The organism is Nocardia sp. NRRL S-836 (genome assembly GCF_001279525.1).
Lineage (GTDB): Bacteria > Actinomycetota > Actinomycetes > Mycobacteriales > Pseudonocardiaceae > Lentzea.
Genome location: NZ_LGDY01000091.1, coordinates 291,264 through 316,325, shown reverse-complemented (window position 1 = coordinate 316,325; position 25,062 = coordinate 291,264). Strand labels below are relative to the sequence as shown.

At 70.9% G+C, this 25,062-nt stretch carries 22 protein-coding genes; 9 read left to right on the top strand and 13 right to left on the bottom strand.

The features are described 5' to 3' along the window. The 11 genes from ADL03_RS12385 to pafA all read right to left on the bottom strand — a co-directional run bounded on the left by ADL03_RS12385 (position 1) and on the right by pafA (position 12,547). Complete coding sequence (locus tag ADL03_RS12385; protein WP_053733513.1) at positions 1–2,742, bottom strand: DEAD/DEAH box helicase; 2,742 nt, start codon at positions 2,740–2,742, stop codon at positions 1–3. Positions 2,743–2,886: 144 nt separating this feature from the next. After that, positions 2,887–4,731, bottom strand: a complete 1,845-nt coding sequence (gene htpG, locus ADL03_RS12380) for a molecular chaperone HtpG (RefSeq protein WP_053733512.1) — start codon at positions 4,729–4,731, stop codon at positions 2,887–2,889. A gap of 44 nt (positions 4,732–4,775) precedes the next feature. Next, positions 4,776–5,636 carry a diacylglycerol kinase family protein gene (locus tag ADL03_RS12375; RefSeq protein ID WP_082373067.1) on the bottom strand — a complete coding sequence of 287 codons (861 nt, stop codon included), beginning with the start codon at positions 5,634–5,636 and terminating at the stop codon, positions 4,776–4,778. After that, the gene (gene tatC, locus ADL03_RS12370; RefSeq protein ID WP_082373131.1) at positions 5,633–6,544 is read right to left on the bottom strand and encodes a twin-arginine translocase subunit TatC; all 912 of its coding nucleotides are present in this window, start codon (positions 6,542–6,544) and stop codon (positions 5,633–5,635) included. Before tatC ends, ADL03_RS12375 begins: the two co-directional genes overlap by 4 nt. Before the next feature lie 113 nt (positions 6,545–6,657). Beyond that, positions 6,658–6,960: a Sec-independent protein translocase subunit TatA gene (tatA, locus tag ADL03_RS12365; protein WP_053733510.1), complete on the bottom strand. Its 303-nt coding sequence runs from the start codon at positions 6,958–6,960 to the stop codon at positions 6,658–6,660. Next, positions 6,953–7,225, bottom strand: coding sequence for a bacteriophage holin (locus tag ADL03_RS50765; RefSeq protein ID WP_053733509.1), 273 nt, complete (start codon positions 7,223–7,225; stop codon positions 6,953–6,955). Before ADL03_RS50765 ends, tatA begins: the two co-directional genes overlap by 8 nt. 18 nt (positions 7,226–7,243) lie before the next feature. Next, on the bottom strand, positions 7,244–8,215 hold the full coding sequence (locus ADL03_RS12355; protein ID WP_053733508.1) for a YafY family protein: 972 nt from the start codon (positions 8,213–8,215) through the stop codon (positions 7,244–7,246). Further along, on the bottom strand, positions 8,212–9,177 hold the full coding sequence (locus ADL03_RS12350; RefSeq protein WP_053733507.1) for a YafY family protein: 966 nt from the start codon (positions 9,175–9,177) through the stop codon (positions 8,212–8,214). The genes ADL03_RS12355 and ADL03_RS12350 overlap by 4 nt, the downstream gene beginning before the upstream one ends. A 90-nt stretch (positions 9,178–9,267) precedes the next feature. Then, a complete protein-coding gene (locus tag ADL03_RS12345) occupies positions 9,268–10,113 on the bottom strand; it encodes an alpha/beta fold hydrolase (protein WP_053733506.1) in 846 nt (281 codons plus the stop codon). 35 nt (positions 10,114–10,148) lie between these two features. Continuing rightward, positions 10,149–11,168: an oxidoreductase gene (locus ADL03_RS12340; RefSeq protein WP_053733505.1), complete on the bottom strand. Its 1,020-nt coding sequence runs from the start codon at positions 11,166–11,168 to the stop codon at positions 10,149–10,151. Positions 11,169–11,188: 20 nt separating this feature from the next. Further along, complete coding sequence (pafA, locus tag ADL03_RS12335) at positions 11,189–12,547, bottom strand: Pup--protein ligase (RefSeq protein WP_053733504.1); 1,359 nt, start codon at positions 12,545–12,547, stop codon at positions 11,189–11,191. 79 nt (positions 12,548–12,626) lie between these two features. On the opposite strand from pafA, the gene ADL03_RS12330 reads away from it, so the two are divergent. From ADL03_RS12330 to ADL03_RS12315, 4 genes are all read left to right on the top strand, one after another. Next, entirely contained in the window at positions 12,627–14,027 is a 1,401-nt protein-coding gene (locus ADL03_RS12330) for a bifunctional phosphatase PAP2/diacylglycerol kinase family protein (RefSeq protein ID WP_231641794.1), read from the top strand. 102 nt (positions 14,028–14,129) lie between these two features. After that, a complete protein-coding gene (locus ADL03_RS12325; RefSeq protein WP_053733503.1) occupies positions 14,130–14,885 on the top strand; it encodes an IclR family transcriptional regulator in 756 nt (251 codons plus the stop codon). Positions 14,886–14,930: 45 nt separating this feature from the next. Continuing rightward, on the top strand, positions 14,931–16,409 hold the full coding sequence (gene glpK / locus ADL03_RS12320) for a glycerol kinase GlpK (protein ID WP_197288273.1): 1,479 nt from the start codon (positions 14,931–14,933) through the stop codon (positions 16,407–16,409). Then, on the top strand, positions 16,402–17,925 hold the full coding sequence (locus ADL03_RS12315) for a glycerol-3-phosphate dehydrogenase/oxidase (protein ID WP_053733501.1): 1,524 nt from the start codon (positions 16,402–16,404) through the stop codon (positions 17,923–17,925). The genes glpK and ADL03_RS12315 overlap by 8 nt, the downstream gene beginning before the upstream one ends. A gap of 761 nt (positions 17,926–18,686) precedes the next feature. On the opposite strand, the gene ADL03_RS12310 is transcribed toward ADL03_RS12315, so the two are convergent. After that, positions 18,687–19,052, bottom strand: coding sequence for a MarR family winged helix-turn-helix transcriptional regulator (locus ADL03_RS12310; protein WP_197288333.1), 366 nt, complete (start codon positions 19,050–19,052; stop codon positions 18,687–18,689). A 130-nt stretch (positions 19,053–19,182) separates the two neighbouring features. Between ADL03_RS12310 and ADL03_RS12305 the strand changes: the two genes are divergently transcribed. Continuing rightward, positions 19,183–19,791, top strand: a complete 609-nt coding sequence (locus tag ADL03_RS12305; protein ID WP_053733499.1) for a maleylpyruvate isomerase family mycothiol-dependent enzyme — start codon at positions 19,183–19,185, stop codon at positions 19,789–19,791. Between the two features lie 4 nt (positions 19,792–19,795). Here ADL03_RS12305 and ADL03_RS12300 read toward each other — a convergent pair whose 3' ends face one another. After that, complete coding sequence (locus tag ADL03_RS12300) at positions 19,796–20,377, bottom strand: GNAT family N-acetyltransferase (protein ID WP_197288272.1); 582 nt, start codon at positions 20,375–20,377, stop codon at positions 19,796–19,798. Between the two features lie 92 nt (positions 20,378–20,469). Between ADL03_RS12300 and ADL03_RS12295 the strand changes: the two genes are divergently transcribed. The 4 genes from ADL03_RS12295 to ADL03_RS12280 are packed head-to-tail and all read left to right on the top strand — an operon-like array spanning position 20,470 to position 25,012. Next, positions 20,470–21,015: a PadR family transcriptional regulator gene (locus ADL03_RS12295; RefSeq protein WP_053733498.1), complete on the top strand. Its 546-nt coding sequence runs from the start codon at positions 20,470–20,472 to the stop codon at positions 21,013–21,015. Beyond that, positions 21,012–21,716: an ABC transporter ATP-binding protein gene (locus ADL03_RS12290; protein ID WP_053733497.1), complete on the top strand. Its 705-nt coding sequence runs from the start codon at positions 21,012–21,014 to the stop codon at positions 21,714–21,716. Before ADL03_RS12295 ends, ADL03_RS12290 begins: the two co-directional genes overlap by 4 nt. Next, a complete protein-coding gene (locus tag ADL03_RS12285; protein WP_053733496.1) occupies positions 21,713–24,358 on the top strand; it encodes an FtsX-like permease family protein in 2,646 nt (881 codons plus the stop codon). The genes ADL03_RS12290 and ADL03_RS12285 overlap by 4 nt, the downstream gene beginning before the upstream one ends. Before the next feature lie 9 nt (positions 24,359–24,367). Next, the gene (locus ADL03_RS12280; RefSeq protein WP_053733495.1) at positions 24,368–25,012 is read left to right on the top strand and encodes an alpha/beta fold hydrolase; all 645 of its coding nucleotides are present in this window, start codon (positions 24,368–24,370) and stop codon (positions 25,010–25,012) included. Positions 25,013–25,062: the final 50 nt, after the last annotated feature.

The window sequence follows — 25,062 nt, the reverse complement described above, 5'->3', positions numbered from 1 at the left end:
TCACATCATCGCCACGACACCGCGCCGCAGGGCGTCGACCGCCTTCGAGGCGGCGCCACCGACGCCGTCGCCGCGACCGGACACGTCACGGATCTGGTCGAGCAGGTCGATGACCTGGCGGCACCAGCGCACGAAGTCACCGGCGCCGAGCTCGTTGCCACCCGCCTCGGCGGCGCTCAGCACCTTCTCCAGCGACTCCCCGCGCGCCCACCGGTACACCGCCCAGGCGAACCCGGGATCGGGCTGGCGGGTGATCCGCTCCAGCTTCAGGCGGCGCTCGTCGTCCTCCAGCTCCGCCCACAGCCGCACGGTCGCGAGCATCGCGTCCGACACCGCGCCCTGCGGCAGCCGCGCCTCGACCGGGCCGTCCCTGCGCGCCTCGTAGACCAGCGACGACACCACCGCCGCCAGCTCCTCCGGCTTGAGGCCCTTCCACACGCCGTGGCGCAGGCACTCGGCGGCGAGCAGGTCGGACTCGCTGTAGAGCCTGGTCAGCCGCTTGCCGTCGGAGGTCACCTCGTCAGCCTCGCTGAGGTAGCCGCGTTCGCGCAGCAACGCCCGGATGCGGTCGAACTGGCGGGCCAGCGAGTGCGTGGTCGCCGCGACCTTGCGCTCCAGCTGCTCGGTCTCGGCCAGCAGCCGGTGGTAGCGCTCGCCCCACCGGGCGTGGTCCTCGCGCTGGTCGCAGCCGTGGCACGGGTGCGCGCGCAGGGCCCGGCGCAGCGTCGCGAGCTCGGGGTCGTCGTCCGCGGTGGTCTTGCGGCGGCCCCGCGAGGGCACGGTGATGCCGGTGTTGCGGATCGTCGCCGCCAGGTCGCGGCGCGACTTGGGCGAGCGCACGTCCACCTGCCTGGGCAGCCGGATGTGGCCCAGCACCTCGACCGGCGCGGGGAAGTCGGCCGACGTCAGCCGGCCCGACCAGCGGTCCTCGGTGACGACCAGCGGGCGTGCCTCGCCGAGCGGTTCGAGGCCGGGGTCGATGACGACGGCGAGACCGGACCTGCGCCCGGACGGCACCGCGATCACGTCGCCCTTGCGCAGCGTCTCCAGCGACTTGGCCGTGTCGATCCGGCGCGCGTTGGTGTTCTGCTTCGCGAGCTGCTTCTCCCGGTCGGCGACCCGCCTGCGCAGCCCCGCGTACTCCGCGAAGTCGCCCAGGTGGCAGGTCATCGACTCGGAGTAGCCGGCGAGCGCCTCCTTGTTGCGGTCGATCCGGCGGGCCAGGCCGACCACCGAGCGGTCGGCCTGGAACTGCGCGAACGACTGCTCCAGGATCTCGCGCGCGGCCGAGGCGCCCAGCTGCGCGACGAGGTTGACGGCCATGTTGTAGCCGGGCCGGAACGACGAGCGCAGCGGGTAGGTGCGGGTGGAGGCCAGGCCGCCGACCGCCTTGGGGTCGATGCCCGGCTGCCAGACGACGACCGCGTGGCCCTCGACGTCGATGCCGCGGCGGCCCGCGCGGCCGGTCAGCTGCGTGTACTCGCCCGGCGTGAGGTCGACGTGCGCCTCGCCGTTGTACTTGACCAGCTTCTCCAGCACGACCGTGCGCGCGGGCATGTTGATGCCCAGCGCCAGCGTCTCGGTCGCGAACACGACCTTGACGAGCCCGCGGACGAACAGCTCCTCGACCGTCTCCTTGAACGCCGGCAGCAACCCGGCGTGGTGCGAGGCGATGCCGCGTTCCAGCGCCTCCCGCCACTCCCAGAAGCCGAGCACCATCAGGTCGGCCTCGGGCAGGTCGCGGGTCTTCTCGTCGATGATCCGGCGGACCTGGTCGGTCTCCTCCGGTGTGTTGAGCCGCAGCCCGGCCCGCGCGGTCTGCGCGACCGCCGCGTCGCACCCGGCCCGGCTGAACACGAACACGATCGCCGGCAGCAGGCTCGCGTTGTCCAGCCGCTGGATCATGTCGATGCGCGAGGTCGGCTTGAAGCCGCTGTTGCGCGCCGGCCGGCCGGGGCCGCCACCGCGGGTGCGGCCGCGGCTGAACGGCACGTGGTAGCGCACCAGCTCCTCGGTCTTGCGCAGCACCTGCGAGTTGATCCGCGCGTGCGTCTCGTCGCCCTCGAACAGGTCCAGCATCTGGTTGCCCACCAGCATGTGCTGCCACAGCGGCACCGGCCGGTGCTCGTCGACGACCACGGTGGTGTCGCCGCGCACCTCGACCAGCCACTCGCCGAACTCCTCGGCGTTGCTGACCGTCGCGGACAGGCCGACCACCTGCACGTGCTCGGGCAGGTGCAGGATGACCTCCTCCCACACCGGGCCGCGGAACCGGTCGGCGAGGTAGTGCACCTCGTCCATGACCACGTACGCGAGTCCGTCCAGAGTGGACGAACCCGAGTACAGCATGTTCCGCAGCACCTCCGTGGTCATCACCACGACCGGCGCACCGCCGTTGATGCTCGTGTCGCCCGTCAGCAGGCCGATGCTCTGCGCGCCGTAGCGCGCGGTCAGGTCGGCGAACTTCTGGTTCGACAACGCCTTGATCGGCGTGGTGTAGAAGCACTTGCGGCCCTCGGTCAGCGCGAGGTGCACCGCGAACTCGCCCACGACGGTCTTGCCGGCACCGGTCGGGGCGCAGACGAGCACTCCGTGACCGTCCTCGAGGGCCTCGCAGGCCTGGCGCTGGAACGGGTCCAGCTCGAAGGAGATGACGGAGCCGAAGTCGGTCAGCTTGGGCCGCTGAGCGTTACGCCGTGACTGGGCGTAGGCCTCGGCCGGGGACCGCGAAGCACGTGACACCCCTTCAGGCTGTCACACACCACCGACAATTGCCGCCGAGATAGATTAACTTCAGTCAACACTGAAGCAATAGAACGCACTGCCTCCTGGCGCACGCGAGGTCCCCACGTGCGCCAGGAGAGCGCGAAGGCTCCCCGCGTGCGCTCAGAACGTGCGCTGCACGCGGTCGGCCACCAGCTTCACGAACTTCGACGGGTCGGCCAGCTCGCCGCCCTCGGCAAGCAGCGCGAGGCCGTAGACGAGCTCGGCGGTGTCGGCCAGCGCGTCGCGTTCACCGGCGGCGAACGCCTTGTGCAGGCCCTCGACCAGCGGGTGGGACGGGTTGAGCTCCAGGATCCGCTTGATCTTCGGCAGCTCCTGCCCCATCGCCTTGTACATCTTCTCCAGCGTGGGCGTGATGTCGTGCGCGTCACCGACCACGCACGCCGGCGAGGTCGTCAGGCGCGAGGACAGCCGGACCTCCTTGACGTTCTCCTCCAGCAGGCCCTGCAGCCACGTGAGCAGGTCGCCGAACTCCTCGGCCTTGGCCTTGGCCGCCGACTTCTCCTCCTCCGTCTCCAGGTCCACCTGTCCCTTGGCGACGGACTGGAACTGCCTGCCGTCGAACGCCGGCACCGCGTCGACCCACATCTCGTCGATCGGGTCGGTGAGGATCAGCACCTCGTAACCTTTGGCGCGCAACGCTTCCATGTGCGGCGAGTGCTCGACGGAGGTCCGCGAGTCGCCGGTCATGTAGTAGATGTGCTCCTGGCCGTCCTTCATCCGCGACACGTAGTCGGCCAGCGTCGTCGGCGCCTCGGCCGAGTGCGTGGACGCGAACGAGCAGATCTCCAGGATCGCGTCGCGGTTGTCGGCGTCGGAGAGCAGGCCCTCCTTGAGCGCCGCGCCGACCTCGCGCCACAGCTTCGCGTAGTCGTCGGGGCGCGACCCCATCAGCGCCTTGATCGAGGACAGCACCTTCTTCACGAGCCGGCGGCGCATCAGCTGGATCTGCCGGTCCTGCTGCAGGATCTCGCGGGAGACGTTGAGCGAGAGGTCCGCCGCGTCGACGACACCCTTGACGAACCGCAGGTACTCGGGCATGAGCTCGGCGCAGTCGTCCATGATGAAGACGCGCTTCACGTAGAGCTGCACGCCGCGCTTGCCGTCGCGCATGAACAGGTCCAGCGGCGCCTGCGCGGGCAGGAACAGCAGCGCCTGGTACTCGAACGTGCCCTCCGCCTGCATGCGGATGGTCTCGAGCGGCGCGTTCCAGTCGTGGCTGATGTGCCGGTAGAACTCGGCGTACTCCTCCTCGGTCACCTCGGAGGCCGGGCGCGCCCACAGCGCCTTGCGGGAGTTGATCTCCTCGCCGCCCAGGCGCACCGGCCAGGTGATGAAGTCGGAGTAGCGCTTGACGATCTCGCGGATCTTGGCCGGCTCGGTGTAGTCCGGCAGCTGGTCCTCGTCGTCGGACGGCTTGAGGTGCAGCGTCACCGACGTGCCCTGCGGCGCGTCGTCGACGTCCTCGATCGTGTAGGTGCTCTCGCCGGTCGACTCCCAGCGCACGCCCTTCTCGGCGTGCGGGTACTTCGTCAGCAGCGTCACCTTGTCGGCGACCATGAACGACGAGTAGAAGCCGATGCCGAACTGGCCGATCAGGTCCGAGCCGGCGCCGGCCTGCTGTTCCTTGGCCTTGCGCAGGAACTCGGCGGTGCCGGACTTCGCGATCGTGCCGATCAGGCGGACGACGTCCTCGCGGGTCATGCCGATGCCGTTGTCGCGCACGGTCAGCGTGCGCTGCGCCGGATCGGACTCGATGACGATGTGCAGGTCGTCGGTGTCGACGACCATGTCCTTGTCGCGGAACGACTCCAGGCGCAGCTTGTCCAGCGCGTCCGAGGCGTTCGACACCAGCTCGCGCAGGAACGTGTCCTTGTTCGAGTAGATCGAGTGGATCATCAGCTGCAGCAGCTGACGCGCCTCGGACTGAAACTCGAGCGTCTCCATGACTCCCCACCGAAAGATCAAACCGGATCGAACAGCCCTCTAATCTAGCGACCCACGACCGTGAGGGCGCCAGGAACCGTCCGAACGGACACGGGTAACGCCTCCTGGCGCTCGCCGTCGGCGTACGCGACCCAGCCGTTGCCCCCGGACAACGACACTTCACGCGCGCGGAACGTGCGCACGGCCGGATGGTCGGTGTGCGTGCCCGTGCGCAACGTCGGCAGCATCCGCGCCAGCATCGAGCGGCTCGCGCGTTCCACGACCGTCACGTCGAACAGGCCGTCACCGGCGTCGGCGTCCGGGCACACCGGGATGCCGCCGCCGTAGTGGGGCGTGTTGCCGACCGCCACCAGGGTCGCGTCCAGCGAGAACGTCTCGGACTCGGTCGTGACCAGCAGCGGCGCCGACCGCAGCGACGCGAGCTCGGCCAGGATCGCCAGGTCGTAGCGGCGCGGACCGGCCGGCCAGCGCATCGCGTTCGCCCGTTCGTTCACCGCGGAGTCGAACCCGGCGCACAGGACCGTGGCGAACCATTGGCCGGTGGAGAGCTGTCCGAGGTCGAGGGTCTTCTTCGTGCCGTGGACGACGTCGTCCACGGTGGCCGACCCGATGGCGTTGGCCAGGTCGTTGCCGGTTCCGGCGGGCACGACGCCCAGTGCCGTCGAGGTGCCCGCGCACGCCTGGACGGCCAGGTGCGCGGCACCGTCACCGCCGAGGACGACGAGCAGCTCGACGCCGTCGGCGACCGCCTCGCGCGCCATCGCGAGTGTGCCCGCGGCGTCGTGGGCGACGAGCTGCCGCAGCTCGGACACGTGTGGCCGCAACGCCGCGGCGGTCGACCCGGCCATGCGGGCCGCCCGCCCCTTGCCCGACGCGGGGCAGACGAGCAGAGCCGCCCGCGTCACGTGGCGTCGTCGTAGTTCACGCGCTTCTCGGGTTCGGAAGCGACCGCCTTCTTCTCGTCGGCCGTGCCGCCGTCGACGCCGGACGGCGTGTAGTCGAACGGGGCGGCCTCGTCGTCGTCGAGCGCGTCCCAGCCCTCGGCCGCGCGCACCTTGGCCTGGCGCCGGTCGTGCACCCTCGTGATCTGGATGGCCAGCTCGAACAGGATCGACAGCGCGATCGCGAGCGCGACCATCGAGATCGGGTCGGTACCCGGTGTCGCGACCGCGGCGAACACGAACAGGCCCATCAGCAGGCCGCGCCGCCACTTCGCCAGCGCCTCGTAGGTGATCACGCCCGCCCGGTTCAGCATCACGACGACCAGCGGCAGCTCGAAGCTGACGCCGAAGATGAACAGCATCGTGATGATGAACGAGATGTACTTCTCACCGGTCAGCGCCGTGATGAAGTTGTCGCCACCGAAGCTGATCAGCACCTGCAGGCCCTGCGGCACCACCCAGTAGGCCAGCACCGCGCCCGCCGCGAACAGCACAGCGGCGAACGAGACGAAGGTGCGCGCGAAGTTGCGTTCCTTCGCGTACAGGCCGGGAGTGATGAAGGCCCAGAACTGGTACAGCCAGAACGGGCTGAGCAGCACCGCACCCGCCGCGGTACCGACCTTGAGCCGGATCATGAAGACCTCGAACGGCTCGGTCTGCAGCAGCTTGCAGCCCTCTTCACCGGGGAACTGGACCCGGTAGGGCGCGAGCTCGGGCTGGCAGTAGGGGCCGGTCATGATCTCGCCGAGCGACGGGATCGGCCCCAGCCGCACCGCGAACCAGATCCAGCCGAAGACGGCACCGATCGCGATGATCAACATCGCCATGCCGAGCCGGTGCCGCAGCTCGTACAGGTGATCCTTGAGCGACATGGTGCCGTCGGGGTTGCCCCGACGGCGCTTGGCGCGTTCCCGGCGCTCAGCGAACCACCGGAACGGACTTGCCACCGCCGTGACCGTCCTTACAAGTCGGAGACCGAGGAAGGTCAGTGGGTGTTGTTGGCCTTGTTCTGCGAGGTCTGCTCGATCGGGGGCGCGACCTGCGGCTGCGCGGGCTGCTGGACCTGCGGCTGAGCGGGCGGCAGCTGCTGCACGGGCTGCTGGGCCACCGGCTGCTGCTGGACCGGCGTCTCGTCACCGTCGCCGTCGCGCAGGCCCTTGGTCTCCGCCTTGAAGATCTTCGCCGACCGGCCGATCGAACGAGCCATGTCGGGCAGCTTCTTCGCACCGAACAACAGAATGATCACCACAGCGATGATGATCAGCTCGGGTGCGCCGATGTTACCCATTGGTGATCCTCCTGTCTCCCCCGGCACGACGATCGTACGCGGGGTTGCCCCTGGCAGGGACCTGTTCCGTGCGCCGCCGCTCGGCGAGGGCCACCTTCAGCGCTGCAGATCGCGCCTTCAGCATGCCCACTCCGTCGCCGACCCTGTCCCCCACCAGAGTGCGGGTGCTGGCGAATCGGCGCAAGGATCGGATGACTCGAACCCCGATCAGGACCAGCACGAGGAGACCGAGCGCCATCAGCGCCAGGGTCGGTGTGTACGGCACGATCCCACGTTATACGGCTTAGGTGGACAGCAGGTGATCTGCCCGGCGCAATGCCTCCTCTGCCCGCCGGACCACCTCCGCCGCGAGCTCCGCCGGCTGCTCCACGTGCACGTCACCGCCCAGTCCGAGGAGCAACCGGACCATCCACGACGAGTCGTCGTAGCGCATGAGGACACGGGTGCGGCCGTCGGACAGCTCGGCCACGTGGTCGACCGGGTAGTACTCCGCGACCCAGTGCGCGTCCGGTTCGAGAAGAAGGACCGCGATCTTCTGATCGTCCCGTGGCTGGAACAACCCCTCCGACGTGTCGGTGAGCTTGGCGTGCGGCGGCGGCACGCTCGCCTCGTCGAGCACCTCGACGTGGTCGATCCGGTCGAGCCGGAACAACCGCACCCCGAGCGCCGAACGGCACCACGCTTCGAGGTAGCCGCGGCCCTCCAGGAGCAGCAGCCGCATCGGGTCGACGACCCGATCGCTCATCGCGTCGTGCGACTGCGAGTAGTAGCGGATGCGCACGGCCCGTTCGCGCTTCACGGCGTCCTGCACGGCCGCACGGATCTCCGCGGTCTCCTCGCGCTCGAACGCGCCGAGGCCGACGACCATGCCCGCCGGCTGCGCCTTGCCGACCGCCGACTCGATCTTGGCCAGCGCCCGCTGCACCGCGTCGGTGTCGACCACACCGGGTGTGTCCGCGAGCGCGCGCAACGCCACGAGCAGCGACGACGCCTCCGCCGCGGTGAGCCGCAGCGGCCGGTTCATGCCCGCGTCGAAGCTGACGGTGATCGTCTCGCCCTCGAAGCTCAGGTCGATCAGGTCGCCGGGCCCGTAGCCGGGCAGCCCGCACATCCACAGCAGTTCGAGGTCCTTGCGCAGCTGCTTCGGCGTGATGCCGAAGTCGGCGGCGGCCTCCTTGACCGTGATGGCCGGCCGGTTGAGCAGGTACGGCACGAGTGCGAGCAGCCGCGGCAGCCGTTCGTTGGACGCGGTCACCGCGCTCCTTCCAGTGCACCCTGCAGACGGTCCCGCACGCTCTTGGCGAGCACCTCGGGCTCCAGCACGACGACGTCGGGACCGAACCCGGCCAGCCACTTGGCCGCCGAGTCGGGGAACTTCAGGTCGATCTCGACGACGTCGCCGCCGTCGCGCTCCTCCACGACCTTCGCGTGCCTGCGCACGCCCTGCGCCCGGTTCTTGGCGACCCAGATCCTGGCGGGCGCCGTCTGGTGCGGGTCGGGCTGGGTGCGCGCGATCAGGCTCATCAGGTCGGTGCCCTCGGGCACCGTGAACGCGTTCGGCTTGCCGACCGGCCTGACCTGCCCGACCACCCGCGACAGCCGGAAGCAGCGGGTGTCGCGGCGCTCGCGGTCCCAGCCGACGAGGTACCACCGGCCGCGCCAGGCGACCACGCCCCACGGCTCGACCGTGCGTTCCTTCAGCCCGCCCGGCGGCGGCTTGCGGTAGTCGAACGCGACCGCCTGCCCCGCCTGGACCGCCTGCAGCAGCGGCGGGAACGCCGGTTCGTTGGCCCTGACCTTGGGTTCCACGGCGGCGGGCGCGTCCTGGTCGACGTCCACGCCCGCGGCCCGCAGCTTGATCAGCGCGCCGTGCACGGCGCCCGTGAGCTGCGGTGAGTCCCACAGCCGGGCCGCCAGCGCGACCGCGGCGGCCTCGTCCGGTTCGAGGTCGATGTCGCCGAGCTCGTAGTCGCGGCGGGCGATGCGGTACCCGTCCTCCGCGCCCTCGACGTTGGACTGCCTGCCGACCTCCAGCGGCACGCCCAGGTCCCGCAGCTCGGACTTGTCGCGTTCGAACATGCGGAAGAACGCCTCGTCCGTCGGCGCTTCGTGATAGCCGGGGACGATGGCGCGGATGCGCTCCGCTGTCAGGTACTGGCGGGTCGACAGCAGGCACAACACCAGGTTGACGAGGCGTTCGGCGCGTGCGATGGCCACGGCGGTAACCCTAACCTCGCGCGCACTGAAACCTCATCACCACCTGTCGTCAACGGTCCGTTCAGCTCAATGCGCGCGTTGTACCGCCACTCAGAGCAGCGTGCGCAGCTCCTTGACGAGCTCCTCGGGCGCTTCCTCGGCCACGTGGTGCCCGGAGTCGATGGGCCGCACACGGACGTCCTCGGCCCATTCCCGCCAGATGCCGGGCAGGTCGTCGTAGAGCTCGCCCAGGTCGTCCTTCGTCGACCACAGGGCCAGCACGGGGCACGTGATCCTGCGCCCGTTGGCCCGGTCCTCGTCGTCGTGCGCGCGGTCGACCTCCAGGCCGGCCCGGTAGTCGCCGCACATCGCGTGGACGGTCTCCGGGTCGTTGATCGCCCGCTGGTAGTCCGCCCAGTTCTGCACGCCCATCTCCGCGGGCGTGTCGCGGTACCGGCCGCCGTACCAGCGTCCGGGGTCCTGGCTGATCATGGCGGCCGCGAGGTCCTGCTGGGCGAGGAAGAACCAGTGGTACCAGGCCTGCGCGAACCGGGCGTCGCACCGCGCGAGGTGGGCGCCGATCGGCAGCCCGTCCAGCACGGCCAGCCGCGTGACGCGGTCCGGGTGGTCGAGGGCGAGCCTGATGGCGGCCGCGGCGCCCCGGTCGTGGCCGACGACGGCGAACCGCTCGTGGCCGAGCTCGCGCATGAGCCGCACGAAGTCCCGCGCCATGGCCCGCTTCGAGTAGTCGCCGGGCTTGCTGGACTCGCCGTAGCCGCGCAGGTCCGGGCACACCACGGTGTGGTCGGTGGCGAGCAGCGGGGCGACGCGGTGCCAGGTCGTGTGCGTGCGGGGGTGGCCGTGCAGCAGGAGGACCGGTGGCCCTGCACCACCGGTCCTCACCCGCAGCACTGCCTCACCGACATCGATGCGGCGCAACGAGAATCCGTCGAACACCCGCCCTGGCTACCCCGGTGGACCGTGATCGGAAACTAGTGGCGGCCAACCCGTCCTTTTTCCCCTGCCGCCCAGCAGGTCAGGCCGGTGCAGTCGACCGTGTCGAAGCTGCCCGTGCCGGCGACCCGCCACGTCCTGCCGTCCCGGCTGGTGTCCGTTCCCGACGGTCCCACCGCGACGAGCCCGCTGCCCCGGTAGGCGATGCCGGACCGGTACCCGATGGGCGCCTGCGTCCCGGCCTTCCAGCCACGCCCGTCGTTCGTGGCGAACGCCGGTGTCGGGTCCGTCGGCTTCAGGTAGTCGCCGCCGATCGCCACACCGCGCCACGGCGTCTTGAACGCCACCGCGAACACCCCGGCCGCCTCGCCCGAGGGCATCGGCACCTCGGAGGCCCGCCACGTCCGCCCGCCATCCGCCGACTGGAACACCCGTGCCTTCGCGCCGCCGCCGGTCGCGATCCACGCGTGGTTGCCGGCCAGATCGATCTCCGGGGTCGCCACGCACTGCCCGGACGCCGCGAACGCGAACTCGCCCGGCAACGCGTCGGGCATGCCCTTCGGGTCGTTGACGTGCCACGACCGGCCGCCGTCCCACGTCCGGAGCACGCGGAACTTGCCGTCGACGGGGTCGCTCAGCGCCAGCCCGCGGAACCGGTCGAAGAACGCCATGCAGTCGTAGAACGCCTTCGGGTCGGTGTTGCGGAACGACTCCTGCCAGGTCCTGCCGCCGTCGGAGGTGCGGTAGAGCCGCGACGACTCGCCCTCACCGATCGACAGGACGACGGCGTTGCGCGCGTCGAACGCCTGGATGTCGCGGAAGTCGAGCGTGGCGGTGTCCGGCGGCGCCACGACCTCCCACGACCGGCCGCCGTTCGTCGTGCGCAGGACGGTGCCCTTCGAGCCGCTGACCCACGCGACCTGGCCGTTGACCGCGGACAGGCCACGCAGCCGTGCGTCCGTTCCGGTCGGTTTGAGCTCCCAGTACTGGTCGTCGTCCGCGGAGGCGACCCCTGGGAGGAGCACAAGAGCGGCGAGTGCCGCCGCGATGATCCTCATGCGACGGCACTCTGCCAGCCCTACAGCGAGGAGATAAGCCTCTCGACGCGCTCGTCCACCGCGCGGAACGGGTCCTTGCACAGCACCGTGCGCTGGGCCTGGTCGTTCAGCTTCAGGTGCACCCAGTCGACGGTGAAGTCGCGGCCGGCGGCCTGGGCGGCGGCGATGAAGTCACCGCGCAGCTTGGCCCGCGTGGTCTGCGGCGGGGTGTCCTTCGCGGCCTCGATCTCGCCGTCGTCGGTGACCCGTTCGACCTGGCCCTTGCGCTGGAGCAGGTCGAACACGCCGCGGCCGCGCCGGATGTCGTGGTAGGCGAGGTCGAGCTGGGCGATGCGGGGGTTGGAGAGGTCCATGTCGTGCTTGACCATGTACCGCTCCATGAGGCGGTGCTTGATGGCCCAGTCGATCTCGCGGTCGATCTTCGACAGGTCCTGCGCCTCGACGGCGTCGAGCGTGCGGCCCCACAGTTCGAGGACGCGCTGCGCCATCGGGTCCGGCGAGCGCTTGGCCACGTGCTCGACGGCCTTCTCGTAGTACTCGCGCTGGATGTCCAGCGCGGACGCCTCCTTGCCGCCTGCCAGCCGGACGGTGCGGCGGCCGGTCAGGTCGTGCGAGATCTCGCGGATGGCGCGGATCGGGTTGTCCAGGGAGAAGTCGCGGAACTGGACGCCCTGCTCGATCATCTCCAGCACCAGGTTCGCGCTGCCGACCTTGAGCAGCGTGGTGACCTCGGACATGTTCGAGTCGCCGACGATGACGTGCAGGCGCCGGTAGCGCTCCGCGTCGGCGTGCGGCTCGTCGCGGGTGTTGATGATCGGGCGGGACCGGGTGGTCGCGGACGACACGCCCTCCCAGATGTGCTCGGCGCGCTGCGAGAGGCAGTAGACGGCGCCGCGCGGGGTCTGCAGGACCTTGCCCGCACCGCAGATGAGCTGGCGCGTCACCAGGAACGGCAGCAGGACGTCCGCGATGCGCGAGAACTCACCGGCCCGTGCGACCAGGTAGTTCTCGTGGCAGCCGTAGGAGTTGCCCGCCGAGTCGGTGTTGTTCTTGAACAGGAAGATGTCGCCGCCGATGCCCTCGTCGGCCAGTCTGCGTTCGGCGTCGACGAGCAGGTCCTCGAGGATCCGCTCGCCGGCCTTGTCGTGCGTGACCAGCTGGGCCAGGTCGTCGCACTCGGCCGTGGCGTACTCCGGGTGCGAGCCGACGTCCAGGTAGAGCCGCGAGCCGTTGCGCAGGAAGACGTTGGAAGAGCGTCCCCAGGAGACGACCCGGCGGAACAGGTACCGCGCGACCTCGTCCGGGGACAGACGACGCTGCCCGTGGAAGGTGCAGGTCACCCCGAATTCTGTCTCAATGCCGAAGATCCGCCGCTGCATACCCCAACAGTAGGCGACTTACGGCCGCACGAGGGTGATCCGTTCGGGCGGCACGCCGGTTGCGGTTTAGTGTCGGGGCGTGTGGAAACGGGTCAGCGCGCTCGACAAGTCGCTCATGAGCTCCTCCGCCGGACTGCCTCCGAGCAGGTTCGACAGGGCTTTCAAGCGGCTCTCGAAAGCCGCCAACCACAGCGTGCTGTGGTTCGTCATCGCGGCCATTCTGGCAACGGGCAAAGCGCCGTTCCGGCGGGGGGCGCTGAGGGGCCTCGCGGCCATCGGCATGGCCTCTGCCAGCGCTAACCTCGTCGGCAAGTCGCTGTTCCCGCGGCGCAGACCCGCCGCGGACCTGCTCGCGCTCGACCGCCGCCTGGCGCGCCGCCCGACGTCGTCGTCGTTCCCGTCCGGGCACTCCGCGTCGGCCGCCGCCTTCGCCACCGCGGTGGCGCTGGAGTCGCCCTCGGCGGGCGTGGTCGTGGCGCCGATCGCGGCCGCCGTGGCGTACTCACGCGTCCACACGGGCGTTCATTGGCCGACGGATGTCGCGGCGGGCGCGGCGGTCGGCGTGGGTGCCGCATACCTCACGCGCCGATGGTGGCCCGTGGGCAGGCACGAGCCCGCCTCGGCCTACGAGCACGCCGACCTGACGCCGTTGCAAGAGGGCGAAGGCCTGGTCGTGGTGGTCAACCCGCACTCGGGCATCGGCCCCGACCCGACGCCGCAGATCGTCGAGGAGTGGCCGAAGGCGCGGGTCGTGGGCGTCGACGAGCTCGACGCGCTGCCGGACGCGAAGGCGCTGGGCGTGGCCGGCGGTGACGGCACGGTGGCCGCGGTGGCCTCGCTGGCCGCGGAGCACGACCTGCCGATGGTGCTCATCCCGTCCGGCACGCTGAACCACTTCGCCCGCGACGTCGGCATCACCGGCCTGCACGACACGGCGCAGGCGGTCGCGGACGGCGTCGGCGTGCGGGTGGACCTCGCGCAGGTCAACGACCAGTGGTTCGTCAACACGGCGTCGCTGGGCGGCTACCCGGACATGGTGCGGATCCGGGAGAAGCTGCAGAGGCGCTGGGGCAAGTGGCCGGCGGCGGCGATCGCGCTGGCCCGCGTGCTGCAACGTGCCAGGCCGCTGGAGATGACCATCGACGGCGACCGGCACCTGGTGTGGATGCTGTTCGTGGGCAACGGCCCGTACCGGCCGAAGGGCTTCGCGCCGACGATGCGGCCGCGGCTGGACGACGGGCTGCTCGACGTCCGGTACGTGCGCGCGGACCGGCGTTACTCGCGGCTGAGGTTCTTCGTGGGCGCCCTGTTGGGGGCGTTGGAGCACTCACGCACCTACCGGCACCTGGAGGTCGCGTCCCTGGACGTCACGGTGCACGGCTCGCCCATCTCCATCGCGACGGACGGCGAGGTGCGCGGCCAGGCGACGCGGTTCCGGTTCCGCGCCCGGCCCGCCGCTCTCGGCATCTACCGCCCCTGACCGGTCACGCGGGGACCCTTCGTCCGCTCTTGTCGTACGAAAGCTCCCCGCGTGGCATTCAGTGTTCGACATTGTCGAACGCGCGCAGCTAGAGTGGGGTGCGTGCCCGGTCCCATTCAGTCCATCCAGCGCGCGGCGGAGGTCCTCAAGCTGCTCGCCCACGGCGGCGCGCACCAGCTGAGCGTCGCCGAGATCTCCCGCGCCCTGGACCTGGCGAAACCGACGGTGCACGGGATCCTGCGGACGTTGCACGAGGTCGGCTTCGTCGAGCAGGAGGTCGAGGGCGGCAAGTACCGCCTGGGGGCCGCGCTGTTCCAGATCGGCACGTCCTACCTCGACGGCAACGAGCTGCGCGCCAAGGCGTTGAACTGGTCGGACACGCTCGCGATGCGGGCACGCGAGGCGGTGCGCATCGGCGTCATGCACGGCAGGCACGTCTTAGTGGTGCACCACGTGTTCCGGCCGGACAACAGCCGGCAGGCGCTCGACACCGGCGCGCTGCTGCCGTGGCACGCGACCGCCCTGGGCAAGGTGCTGGTGGCGTTCGGCGAGTGGCCCGAAGGCGAGCTGCGGCGGTTCACCCGGCACACCCTCGCCGAGGCCGAGCTGGAAGCCGCGCTCGACGTGATCCGCGACCGCGACTGGGGCTACGACCTGCACGAGCTCGTCGAGGGCGAGGCGTCGATCGCGGCGCCGATCCGCGACCGGCGCGGTGTCGTCGTGGGCGCGGTCGGCGTGTCCGGGCCGGTCGAGCGGTTGTGCGAGGCCCCTGACCAGCCGCCGCGCCTGGAGCTCGTGTCCTACGTACGTGAGGCAGCTCGCAGCGTGTCCAGGGAGCTGGGTGGCCTCTCCTGGTAGTAATGTGGACAGCGTTCGACATTGTCGAATGGTTCACACAGAGGAGTGTGCACGGTGGCCTACATCGCGGCGATCGACCAGGGCACGACGTCGTCCCGGTGCATCGTGTTCGACCAGTCCGGCGGGATCGTGTCGGTCGCCCAGCGCGAACACCGGCAGATCTTCCCGAGGCCCGGCTGGGTGGAGCACGACGCGACCGAGATCTGGGCGAACGTGCAGTCCGTGGTGCGCGACGCGCTGGCGAACGCCTCGCTGACCCACGCCGACATCGCCGCGTTCGGCATCACGAACCAGCGCGAGACGACCGTGGTGTGGGACCGCGAGACCGGCGAGCCCGTGCACAACGCGATCGTGTGGCAGGACACGCGCACCGACGCGTTGATCAGGTCTTTGGGCGACCAGGACCGGTTCCGCGAACGGTCCGGCCTGCCGCTCGCCACCTACTTCTCCGGCCCGAAGCTGCGCTGGCTGCTCGACAACGTCGCCGGCCTGCGTGAACGCGCCGACCGCGGCGAGGTCCTGTTCGGCACCATGGACACCTGGTTGATCTGGAACCTGACCGGCCGCCACGTCACCGACGTGACGAACGCGTCGCGCACCATGCTGATGAATCTGGAGACCCTGGACTGGGACCCCGAGCTGGTGTCCGCGATGGGCGTTCCGCTGTCGATGCTGCCGGAGATCCGGTCCTCCTCGGAGGTCTACGGCACCCACGAGGGCGTGCCGGTCGCGTCGGCGCTCGGTGACCAGCAGGCGGCGTTGTTCGGCCAGACCTGCTTCGCGCCCGGCGAGGGCAAGTGCACGTACGGCACCGGCGCGTTCCTGCTGGTCAACACCGGCTCGGAACCGGTCCGCTCGCAGCACGGCCTGCTGACCACCGTGGGTTACCGGATCGGCTCCGAACCCGCCGCGTACGCCCTGGAGGGCGCGATCGGGGTGACCGGCGCGCTGGTGCAGTGGTTCCGCGACAAGGTCGGGCTGATCTCGTCGGCGGCGGAGATCGAGACGCTGGCACGCACCGTGGAGGACAACGGCGGCGCGTACTTCGTGCCCGCGTTCTCCGGTCTGTTCGCACCGCATTGGCGTTCCGACGCGCGCGGTGTCATCGCAGGCCTGACGGGCTACATCTCGCGCGGGCACCTCGCACGCGCCGTGCTCGAAGCATCGGCGTGGCAGACCCGTGAGGTCGTGGACGCGATGAACGCCGACTCCGGTGTGGACCTCACGACGTTGCGGGTCGACGGCGGCATGACGGCGAACAACCTGCTCATGCAGTTCCTGGCGGACGTGCTGGACGTACCGGTGGTGCGCCCGATCGTCGCGGAGACGACGTGCCTCGGCGCGGCGTACGCGGCCGGTCTGGCCGTTGGCTACTGGCCGTCCGTCGACGCGTTGCGCGAGAACTGGCACAAGGCGGCCGAATGGGAGCCGTCGATGGAACCGGCTGCACGCGATCGCGGCTACCGGAAGTGGAAGAAGGCGGTCGAGCGGACCGTCGGGTGGATGGACGAGGACGATGACTGACTTTTCCGCACAACGGGCCCGTGCCCGCGAAGAGCTGCAGCACGGCAAGTTCGACGTCGTCGTGATCGGCGGCGGCATCCTGGGCATCGCGACGACGTGGGCCGCGGCCCGGTCCGGCCTGCGCGTGGCCCTGGTGGAGAGCGGCGACTTCGCGGGCGCGACGTCCTCAGCCTCCTCGAAGCTCGTGCACGGCGGCCTGCGCTACCTCGCGATGGGCCCGTCGGCCGTGCCGATGGTCCGCGAGAACCACGTGGAACGCCGCGCGCTCGGCGACCACCTGGCGCCACACCTGGTGCGCCCCTTGCCTTTCCTCGTCCCCGTCTACAAGGGCGGACCGCACAGCCGGTTCGTGCTGGGCGCGGGCGTCACGTTGTACTCCGCGCTGTCGGGCTTCGGCGACGGCATGGGGAAGGTCCTGTCGGCGCGCAGGGCTGAGGAGTGGGTGCCTGACCTGCGCGCCGACGGTCTGCGCGGTGCCGCGATGTACTACGACCACCAGATGAACGACAGCCGCGTGGCGATCACCGCCGCCCGCGCCGCCGCCGAGGCCGGCGCCGTGCTGCTCAACCACATCTCGGTCGTGGGCCTGCGCAAAACCGGTGCCCGCGTCACCGGCGTCGAACTGCGCGACTCCCTGGGCGAGTTCGGCGTCGACGCCACGGTCGTCGTGAACGCCACCGGCCCGTGGCTGGACACGCTGCGCCGCATGGAAGACCCCGCGGCACCCCCGTCGATCCGCCTCTCCAAGGGCTCGCACCTGGTGCTGCGCAAGACCTCCGAGTGGAAGGCCGCGCTGACCATCCCGGTCGACGACGTGCGCGTGTCGTTCGCGATCCCGTGGGAGGGCCACCTCCTGCTCGGCACCACCGACGAGGCCTACGAGGGCGACCCGGCCGCCGTCGCGTGCACCGACGCCGACGTCGACCAGATCCTCGACGAGGCCGGCACCGCGGTGTCCGGCCTGGACCGCTCCCGCATCGCCTACACCTTCGCGGGCCTGCGCGTCCTGCCCGGCGGCCCCGGCGACACCTCCCACGCCAAGCGCGAGACCGTGATCACCGCGGGCACCGGCGGCATGATCAGCGTGGCCGGCGGCAAGTGGACGACGTTCCGCAAGATCGGCGCCACCGTCCTGGCCCGCGTGAACTCCGAGCTGGGCCGCACCTTCGACGGCCCGCTGGACGGCGTCGCCCTCCCCGGCTCCGCCCTGCCCGACACCGTCGGCCACGTCCTGCACACCGCCTGGGACGCCCTGCCCGACGACGTGGTGCGCCACCTCGCCACCCACTACGGCACCACGTCCCACGAGGTCGTCGCCCTGGGCCTGGAGAACCCGGCACTGCTGGAGCGCGTGCACCCCGACGGCCCGGACATCTGGGCCCAGGTCGAGCACGCCCGCCGCACCGAGTGGGCCACCGAGGTCGACGACGTCCTGCGCCGCCGCACCACCGTCATGGTGCGGGGGCTGGACTCCCCCGAGGTCCGCGCTCGCGTGTCCTCGTTGCTCGCCTCCTAATGCGGTTCGCCGGGTGGTCGGTGCGGTACGGCCACCCTGGGCGGATCCGTCGTGCCGGGTTGGTGGCGGCCCCCGCGTTCCTTTCTCTGCGCGGTGAAGATGACCATGTTTTCGGGACATCAGATAGACGAGGGCGGGCGTGAGTACGGACAGGGTTCACCTGTTCGAGTGACGGACGCGGTGGGCGGGCTGGGCGCTGCGCCGGGTGGTGACGGATGTTCGGGCAGGTCAGAGGTCCGGAACCTGCGGACCGCGGGCGGGCTTGGCGCGTTCGCGGGTGAGTGGGGCTTGCGGCGCGAGACCAAGGTCTGATGGCTTCGAAGGTCGGCGCAACCGGTGGCGGGAAACCAGAACCCGGCGCATCCGACGGCCAGCGGGACCCGTAGCGCGAGACCACGGTCGGTGCGCCCGAGGGCCAGCAGAACGTGCGCGCGAGACCACGGCCCGGCGTACCCGAGAGCCGGACGCGAGCTCGTGAGGCAATCTGCCAGGACCCGCTCTCCAGCGACAGCCCTATCCAGCCCGGCGCCGCTCTCCCCGACAGCCCCACTCACCGGCGTCATCGCCAACCCGCGCCACCCGGCCGACCGACATGACCGCCCATCGGCACCACTCGGCTCACCGGCGTGCCGGTGAGCCGGAGCGACCCGGTCCCCCGGAGTCACCCGGCACCACCCTGCCCACCGGCAAGCTCGCCCACGGCACCATCCGGCACAACCAACCGATTGACCGGCAAGCCGTGCCCGTCGGCACCACCCGGCTCAGCGGTACGGATCGGTGATCTCGCCCAACTGCTCCAAAGCCTCCCGCAACTGCCCCATCCGCCGCTTCCCGATGTGCCGTTCCCACTCCGCCTCGATCCTGGCCATCTCCTCGTCCGCCACGGGCATCGCCCCCTGCGCCTTCTCGGTGACCCGCACCAACCGGGCCCGCCCGTCGGTCGGATCGGGCACGCGCTCCACGTACCCGGCCTTCTCCAGTTGGTCGACCAGGAACCCGGCCGTCTGCTTGGTCACCTGCGCCGCTTCCGCCAGCTCGGTCAGTCGCGTGCCGGAAGGGCCGATGCGTTGCAGCACACGGGCTTGGGCCAGGGTGACGTCGTAGCCGGCCGCGGTGACCGCCGCCATGATCCGGTTCTCCAGCTCCCGGTACGGGATGTACAGCAGCAGCCCTATGTTCACCCAAGACCCCCTTGTTTTAGTCAGTCTCCCTGATTAAAGTAGTCAGCCTCTCGAACTAAATCAAGAGGAGTCCAGGATGGACGACACCCAGATCTGGCAGACGATCGACCTCGAACGCACGCGCACGGCAGATCTGCTCGCCGGACTGACGGACGCGCAGTGGGCGCACCCGTCGCTGTGCGCGGGCTGGACGGTGCGCGAGGTCGCCGCCCACCTGACGCTCGCGCCGCACACCACCATCGGCGCGGCGATCCGGGACCTCGCCAGGGCGCGCGGGAGCTTCAACCGCATGATCGACCAGACAGCGAGGCGTTCCGCCGGCAGACCGCACGCCGAGATCGTCGCGGACCTGCGTGGCATCGCCGGTACCCACAAGCTCGCGCCGGGGCAGAAGCTCAAGGACGCGTTGATGGACCTCATGGTGCACACGCAGGACATCGCGCTGCCGCTCGGCATCGATCACCCCATGCCGGTCGACGCCGCCGTCGTCGCCGCGGAACACCTGTGGCGGATGGGTTTCCCCTTCCACGCAAGGCGGAGGTTCGCCGGGCACAGGCTGATCGCCACCGACGCCGACTGGGCAGTGGGCGAGGGCACCGAGATCAGCGGCCCGGTCGAGGCGCTCGTGATGCTGCTTGCCGGGCGCACCGCGACGATCCCGCGGCTCACCGGCATCACGGCCTGAAACGTCACGGGAGCGCGCGCACCATCCTGCGAGACACGTACACGCGCTCGAAGCGTTGCCGCAGCTCGGCTTCCCGCTCGATCCTGGCGTGCAGGAACGCACCGGCCGCCACCAGTCCGTGCCGCACGCTCACCACGGTGCCGACCTCGTCCACCGACGCGTACACGTGCAGGTAGCGCTCCGCCTCCACGAAACCGTTGCGCAGATACCACTCCACGGCCGCGTCGTCACGTGCCCAGGCGTCGACCTCGCGCACGCCGCACCGCCTCAGCCGCGCCAGGGCCTCGTCCAGCAGTGCGGAGCAGATGCCCCGCCCGCGGTGGTCCGGGTGCGTCACGACCGTCTCGATCGTCGCCGTCACCCCCGGCACGGAGACGTCGAACAGCCCGATGACGACGTTGTCGTCGCACACGACCAGCTCCAGGTCGGCGCGGCGCTTCACCGGCCACACGTCGTCGTAGCAGCTCGTGTCCAGCAGCCCCAGGACCCGGCAGCGCAGCCACGACACCTCGTCGGCCGGTTCGTAGTCCCGCACCCGCAGGCCCGGTTCGGGCGCGGGCCTGATTGGTGCCCCCAGCAACCTCACCCCTCCAGGGTTCCTGATGCGCGGCCCGCCCGCACGTGAGTTTCGGGGTCACCGTTTGCCAGGAACATACTCGGTATGCATACTCGGTAGGTATGTCGGTCAAACACGGTCTGCTCGCGCTCCTCGAACGCGGACCCATGTACGGCTACCAGCTCCGGGCGGCGTTCGACTCCGCCACCGGTGGCACGTGGCCCCTCAACATCGGGCAGGTCTACACGACCCTGTCCCGCCTCGAACGCGACGACCTGGTCGCGGCGCTGCCGGAGAACGACGGGCAGCGGCCCTACGAGATCACCGCGCAGGGTCGCGACGAGGTGCGGAAGTGGTTCAGCACGCCGGTGCGGCAGGGTGACCGGCCGCGGGACGAGATGGCGATCAAGCTCGCGCTCGCGATCACGACGCCCGGTGTCGACGTGGCCGGGGTGGTCATGACCCAGCGCACCGCGACCATGCGCACGCTGCAGGAGTACACGCGGCTCAAGACCGAGCCGGGTGAGCTGCCGTGGCTGCTGGTGCTCGACGCGATGATCTTCCAGGCGGAGGCGGAGCTGCGCTGGCTCGACCACTGCGAGGCGAGCCTGGTGCGCTACTCCCCGCCGGCCGTTCCCGCTCCGACGGACGTCGAGGTGCCGCGATGAGTGTCCTCGAACTGCGCGACGTCCACCGCGTGCACGGCAGCGGTGAGACGACCGTGAACGCGCTCAGGGGCGTGTCGCTCAGCGTCGCGCCCGGTGAGCTGGTGGCCGTGATGGGGCCGTCCGGTTCCGGCAAGTCCACGCTGCTCAACCTCGCCGGCGGTCTCGACAGCCCCACCAGCGGGGAGGTGCTGGTCGACGGCACGTCGCTGCGGTCGTGCACGCGCAAGCAGCTGGCCGCGTGGCGGCGCAAGCGGATCGGGTACGTGTTCCAGGACCTCAACCTGATCGCCAGCCTCACCGCCGCCGAGAACGTGGCGCTGCCGCTGGACCTCGACGGTGGCCGCAGGACCAGGCGGCAGGCGGAGGAGGCGTTGTCCGAGGTGGACCTCGACGGGTACGCGGACCGGTTCCCCGACGAGATGTCCGGCGGGCAGCAGCAACGGGTCGCGATCGCCAGGGCGTTGATCGGCGACCGCCGCCTGGTCCTCGCCGACGAGCCGACGGGTGCGCTGGACTCGCAGACCGGTGAGGCGGTCCTGCGGTTGTTGCGCGCCAAGGTGGACGCCGGTGCCGCCATGGTCCTGGTGACGCACGACGCCCGTCACGCCGCCTGGGCCGACCGGGTCGTGTTCCTCAAGGACGGGGTCGTGGTCGACGTCTCGCAGCGCGACCGGCCGGAAGAACTGCTGAGGACCCCGTGACGAGCTGGCGCGCAGCACTGCGCATCGCCCACCGCGAAGCCCGCAGGTCCAAGGGCCGCACCGCACTCGTGGCCACCCTGATCGCGGTCCCGGTGGCCGCGCTGTCGTTCGCCGCGGTCACCTACGACTCCTACGAGCTCACCCCGGACGAGACGGCGACCCGCAGCATGGGTTCGGCCCAGGCGCTCGTGTCCTGGCCGTACTCCCGCCCGGTGACGCAGGAGCCGGACGAGGTCCTGGCCGTGCCCACGCCCGGCGAGGACGTCCGGCAGGAACGCTCCGACGCCCGGCTCGGCACCCTGCTCGCCGACGCCGCCCTGCTGCCGGTCGAGGAGGCCACCACCGGCCTGCGCACCACCGCCGGTGTCGCCGACGCCACCGTCCACCTGCTCGACCTGACCAACCCCAGGACCACCGGCCTGTACGCGCTGACCAGCGGCCGCGCCCCCGCCACGACGTCGGAGGTGGCGCTGTCGGCCAGGGCGGCAGAACGCACCGGCGCCCACCTCGACGGCACCGTCAGCACCGCGGACAACCGCACCTTCACCGTCGTCGGCACCTTCGAGGACCCCGACGACATCACCGACATCGCCCTGGTCAGCGTGCCCGGCGCGGTCTCGGGCGCGACCCGGTCCTGGCTCACCACGACCGTGCTCGACTGGGCGGAGGTCAAGGACCTCAACAAGCTCGGCATCGCCGCGCTGTCCCGCGCGGTGCTGCGCTCACCGCCCCCGGCCGACCAGCTCTACGACGCCGGCAGCAGCAAGCACGAGGTCGAGGACGCCGTCCTCGTCCTGATCGCCGGTCTGGCCGTGCTGCAGACGTCCCTGCTGGCCGGTGCGGCGCTGGCCGTCGGCACCCGCAGGCGCAAGCGGGACCTGGCCCTGGTCGGCGCGATCGGCGGCGCCCCGTCCCACATCCGCCGCATCGTGCTGGCCGACGGCGTCGTGGTGGGCGTCCTGGCCGCCGCGGGCGGCGTTCTCCTCGGCGCCACCACCGCCGCACTGGGCCGCCCGGTCGTGGAGTGGGCCCTGGAGGAACGCTTCGGCGCGCAACGCTTCTACCCCACCGCCCTGCTCACCCTGGCGGCGCTCGCCGTCGTGACCGGCCTGCTGGCCGCGCTGGTCCCGGCCTGGGTCTCGTCCCGCCAGGACGTGGTGACCGCACTGGCCGGCCGCCGCGGCGTGACCCGTTCCCGCCGCCGCTGGCTGGCACTGGGCCTGACCCTGGTGACGGCAGGCGTGGCCGTCGGTGTCACCGCCGCGATCACGATGGTGATGCCCGGCATCCTCGTCGCCCTGATCCTGACCGAGCTGGGCCTGGTGCTCTGCACGCCGTCCCTGCTCGGCGCGCTGGCCAAGGCGGGCCACCGGCTCCCCGTTCCGCTGCGCATGGCCCTGCGCGACGCCTCCCGCAACCGCACGGCCGCGGCCCCGGCCATCTCGGCGGTGATGGCGGCGGTCATCGGCACGGTGGCGGTGAGCGTGATCCTGAGCTCCCAGGCCAGCCTGGAAGCCGGCAAGGCCGCGGGCCGCGAGGGCGACGTCTCGATCACCCGAGCGGGACTGCCCGACCAGTCCAGGTCCGCCGACTTCCCCACGACCTTCGCCGACGCCATGCGCGCCACCCTCCCGGTCGCGGAGACGCATCCGGTGAAAGCCCTTGCCTGGAGGGGTCTGCCGAGCCTCGCGCACATCCGCCCACCGGCCGACCAGGAGTGCCCGTACCTGCCGTTCAACCTCGGTCGCGACGTGACGGACACCGAACAGCAGCAGGCCAAAGCCGACCCCCGCTGCCAGGGCGCCGCCTCGGCCACGAGCTTCTTCGGCACCTACGGCTCCTCGGTGGGCTTCGTGGCGGTGATCGCCCCCGAAGCTGCCACCGCCGTCCTGCACCTGCCGAAGGAGGACGAGCCCGCCGTCATCGCGGCCCTGCGCGAGGGCAAGGTCGTCGTCCACTCCGCCACCCTGGTCAGGAACGGCAAGGTCCGCCTCGCCGCAGGCTCACCCACCAGCGGTGACCCCGGCGAGGTCCCCGGCATGGCGGCCCCGCACAGCCCACCCGCACCGCTTTCCGTGCTGAGCGAGGACACCGCGCGCTCCCTGGGCTTCGAGGTGGTCCCGCTGGCCCAGTTCGCCACCACCACCCGCACCCCCACCGAAGCCGAACAGGAAGCCCTGCAAGCCGCGGTGGGCCCGAAGTACACGGTGACCGTCACCCGCCCGTCCACCACCGAGACCCAGGGCGCCCTGACCGTCCTGGCCCTGATCTCCGCCTTCATCACCCTGGCGGCGGCCGCACTGGCCACCGGCCTGGCAGCAGCGGAGGGCCGCCGCGACCTCACCACCCTGGCCGCGGTGGGCGCCGCCCCGTCCCTGCGCAAACTCCTGACCCTGAGCCAGACGGGGGTGATCGCGGGCCTGGGCAGCCTCCTGGGCACCACGGCGGGCGTCGCCTGCTCCCTGGCCGTCCTGGCCGCGCTCAACGTGGGCTACGCCCGGACCTGGCCCTCCCCACCCCCGAACCCGCTGACCGTCCCCTGGCCGAACATCGCCATCGCGCTGTTCGTGGTTCCCTTGGCCGCAATGCTGGGAGCCGCCCTGTTCACCCGTTCCCGCCTCCCCGTCGAACGCCGCGCCTAACCTGCACCCATGACAACCTTCGCGATCGTCCACGGGGCAGGCGACGTCGGCTGGTCGTGGCACCTGGTGGCGGAAACCCTGTCCGCCAACGGCCACACCGTCGTCGCCCCCGACCTCCCGATCGAGGACGAGTCGAAGGACCTGACGGACTGGGCGACCACCGTGGTCGACGCGGTGGCCGCCCACCCGCGGTCCACTCCGGACGTGGTGGTCGTGGGCCACTCCTTCGGCGGCCTCGTCGCACCCCTGGTGGCCGCCCGCCTCAACGCCTCGGCGATGGTCCTCGTGACGGCGATGGTGCCGAAGCCAGGCGAGGCACCCGGCGACTGGTGGACCAACACCGGCTACACGGACAGCGGCCTGGAGGACAAGTTCTGGCACGACGTCCCCGCCCACCTCGCCGAGGAGGCCCAACGCCGGGGACGCGGCATGACCCAAACCGCCATGACGAAGCCCTGGCCCCTGCCCGCGTGGCCGGACATCCCCACGCACTTCATCCTGTGCACCGAAGACCGGCTCTTCACACCGGATTTCATGCGCAAGGTGGTCGCAGACCGCCTGGGAACCGACCCGACAGAACTGGCAGCGGGCCACTACGCCCCACTGGCCAAGCCGGAAGAACTGGCAGCCCTGCTCACAAACCTCACCCAATAGCGCGCCAGACCACGGAACCGCAAAAGGCCCCCGGCGCCTGATTCCCAGGC

Excerpts from the sequence above, each read along its gene's own strand:
- ADL03_RS12280 (WP_053733495.1), top strand. The coding sequence starts at position 24,368 with ATGACAACCTTCGCGATCGTCCACGGGGCAGGCGACGTCGGCTGGTCG.
- tatC (WP_082373131.1), bottom strand. The coding sequence starts at position 6,544 with ATGTCGCTCAAGGATCACCTGTACGAGCTGCGGCACCGGCTCGGCATG.
- ADL03_RS12340 (WP_053733505.1), bottom strand. The coding sequence starts at position 11,168 with ATGAGGATCATCGCGGCGGCACTCGCCGCTCTTGTGCTCCTCCCAGGG.
- ADL03_RS12295 (WP_053733498.1), top strand. The coding sequence starts at position 20,470 with ATGTCGGTCAAACACGGTCTGCTCGCGCTCCTCGAACGCGGACCCATG.
- ADL03_RS12315 (WP_053733501.1), top strand. The coding sequence starts at position 16,402 with ATGACTGACTTTTCCGCACAACGGGCCCGTGCCCGCGAAGAGCTGCAG.
- ADL03_RS12310 (WP_197288333.1), bottom strand. The coding sequence starts at position 19,052 with ATGGCGGCGGTCACCGCGGCCGGCTACGACGTCACCCTGGCCCAAGCC.
- pafA (WP_053733504.1), bottom strand. The coding sequence starts at position 12,547 with ATGCAGCGGCGGATCTTCGGCATTGAGACAGAATTCGGGGTGACCTGC.
- tatA (WP_053733510.1), bottom strand. The coding sequence starts at position 6,960 with ATGGGTAACATCGGCGCACCCGAGCTGATCATCATCGCTGTGGTGATC.
- htpG (WP_053733512.1), bottom strand. The coding sequence starts at position 4,731 with ATGGAGACGCTCGAGTTTCAGTCCGAGGCGCGTCAGCTGCTGCAGCTG.
- ADL03_RS12305 (WP_053733499.1), top strand. The coding sequence starts at position 19,183 with ATGGACGACACCCAGATCTGGCAGACGATCGACCTCGAACGCACGCGC.
- ADL03_RS12290 (WP_053733497.1), top strand. The coding sequence starts at position 21,012 with ATGAGTGTCCTCGAACTGCGCGACGTCCACCGCGTGCACGGCAGCGGT.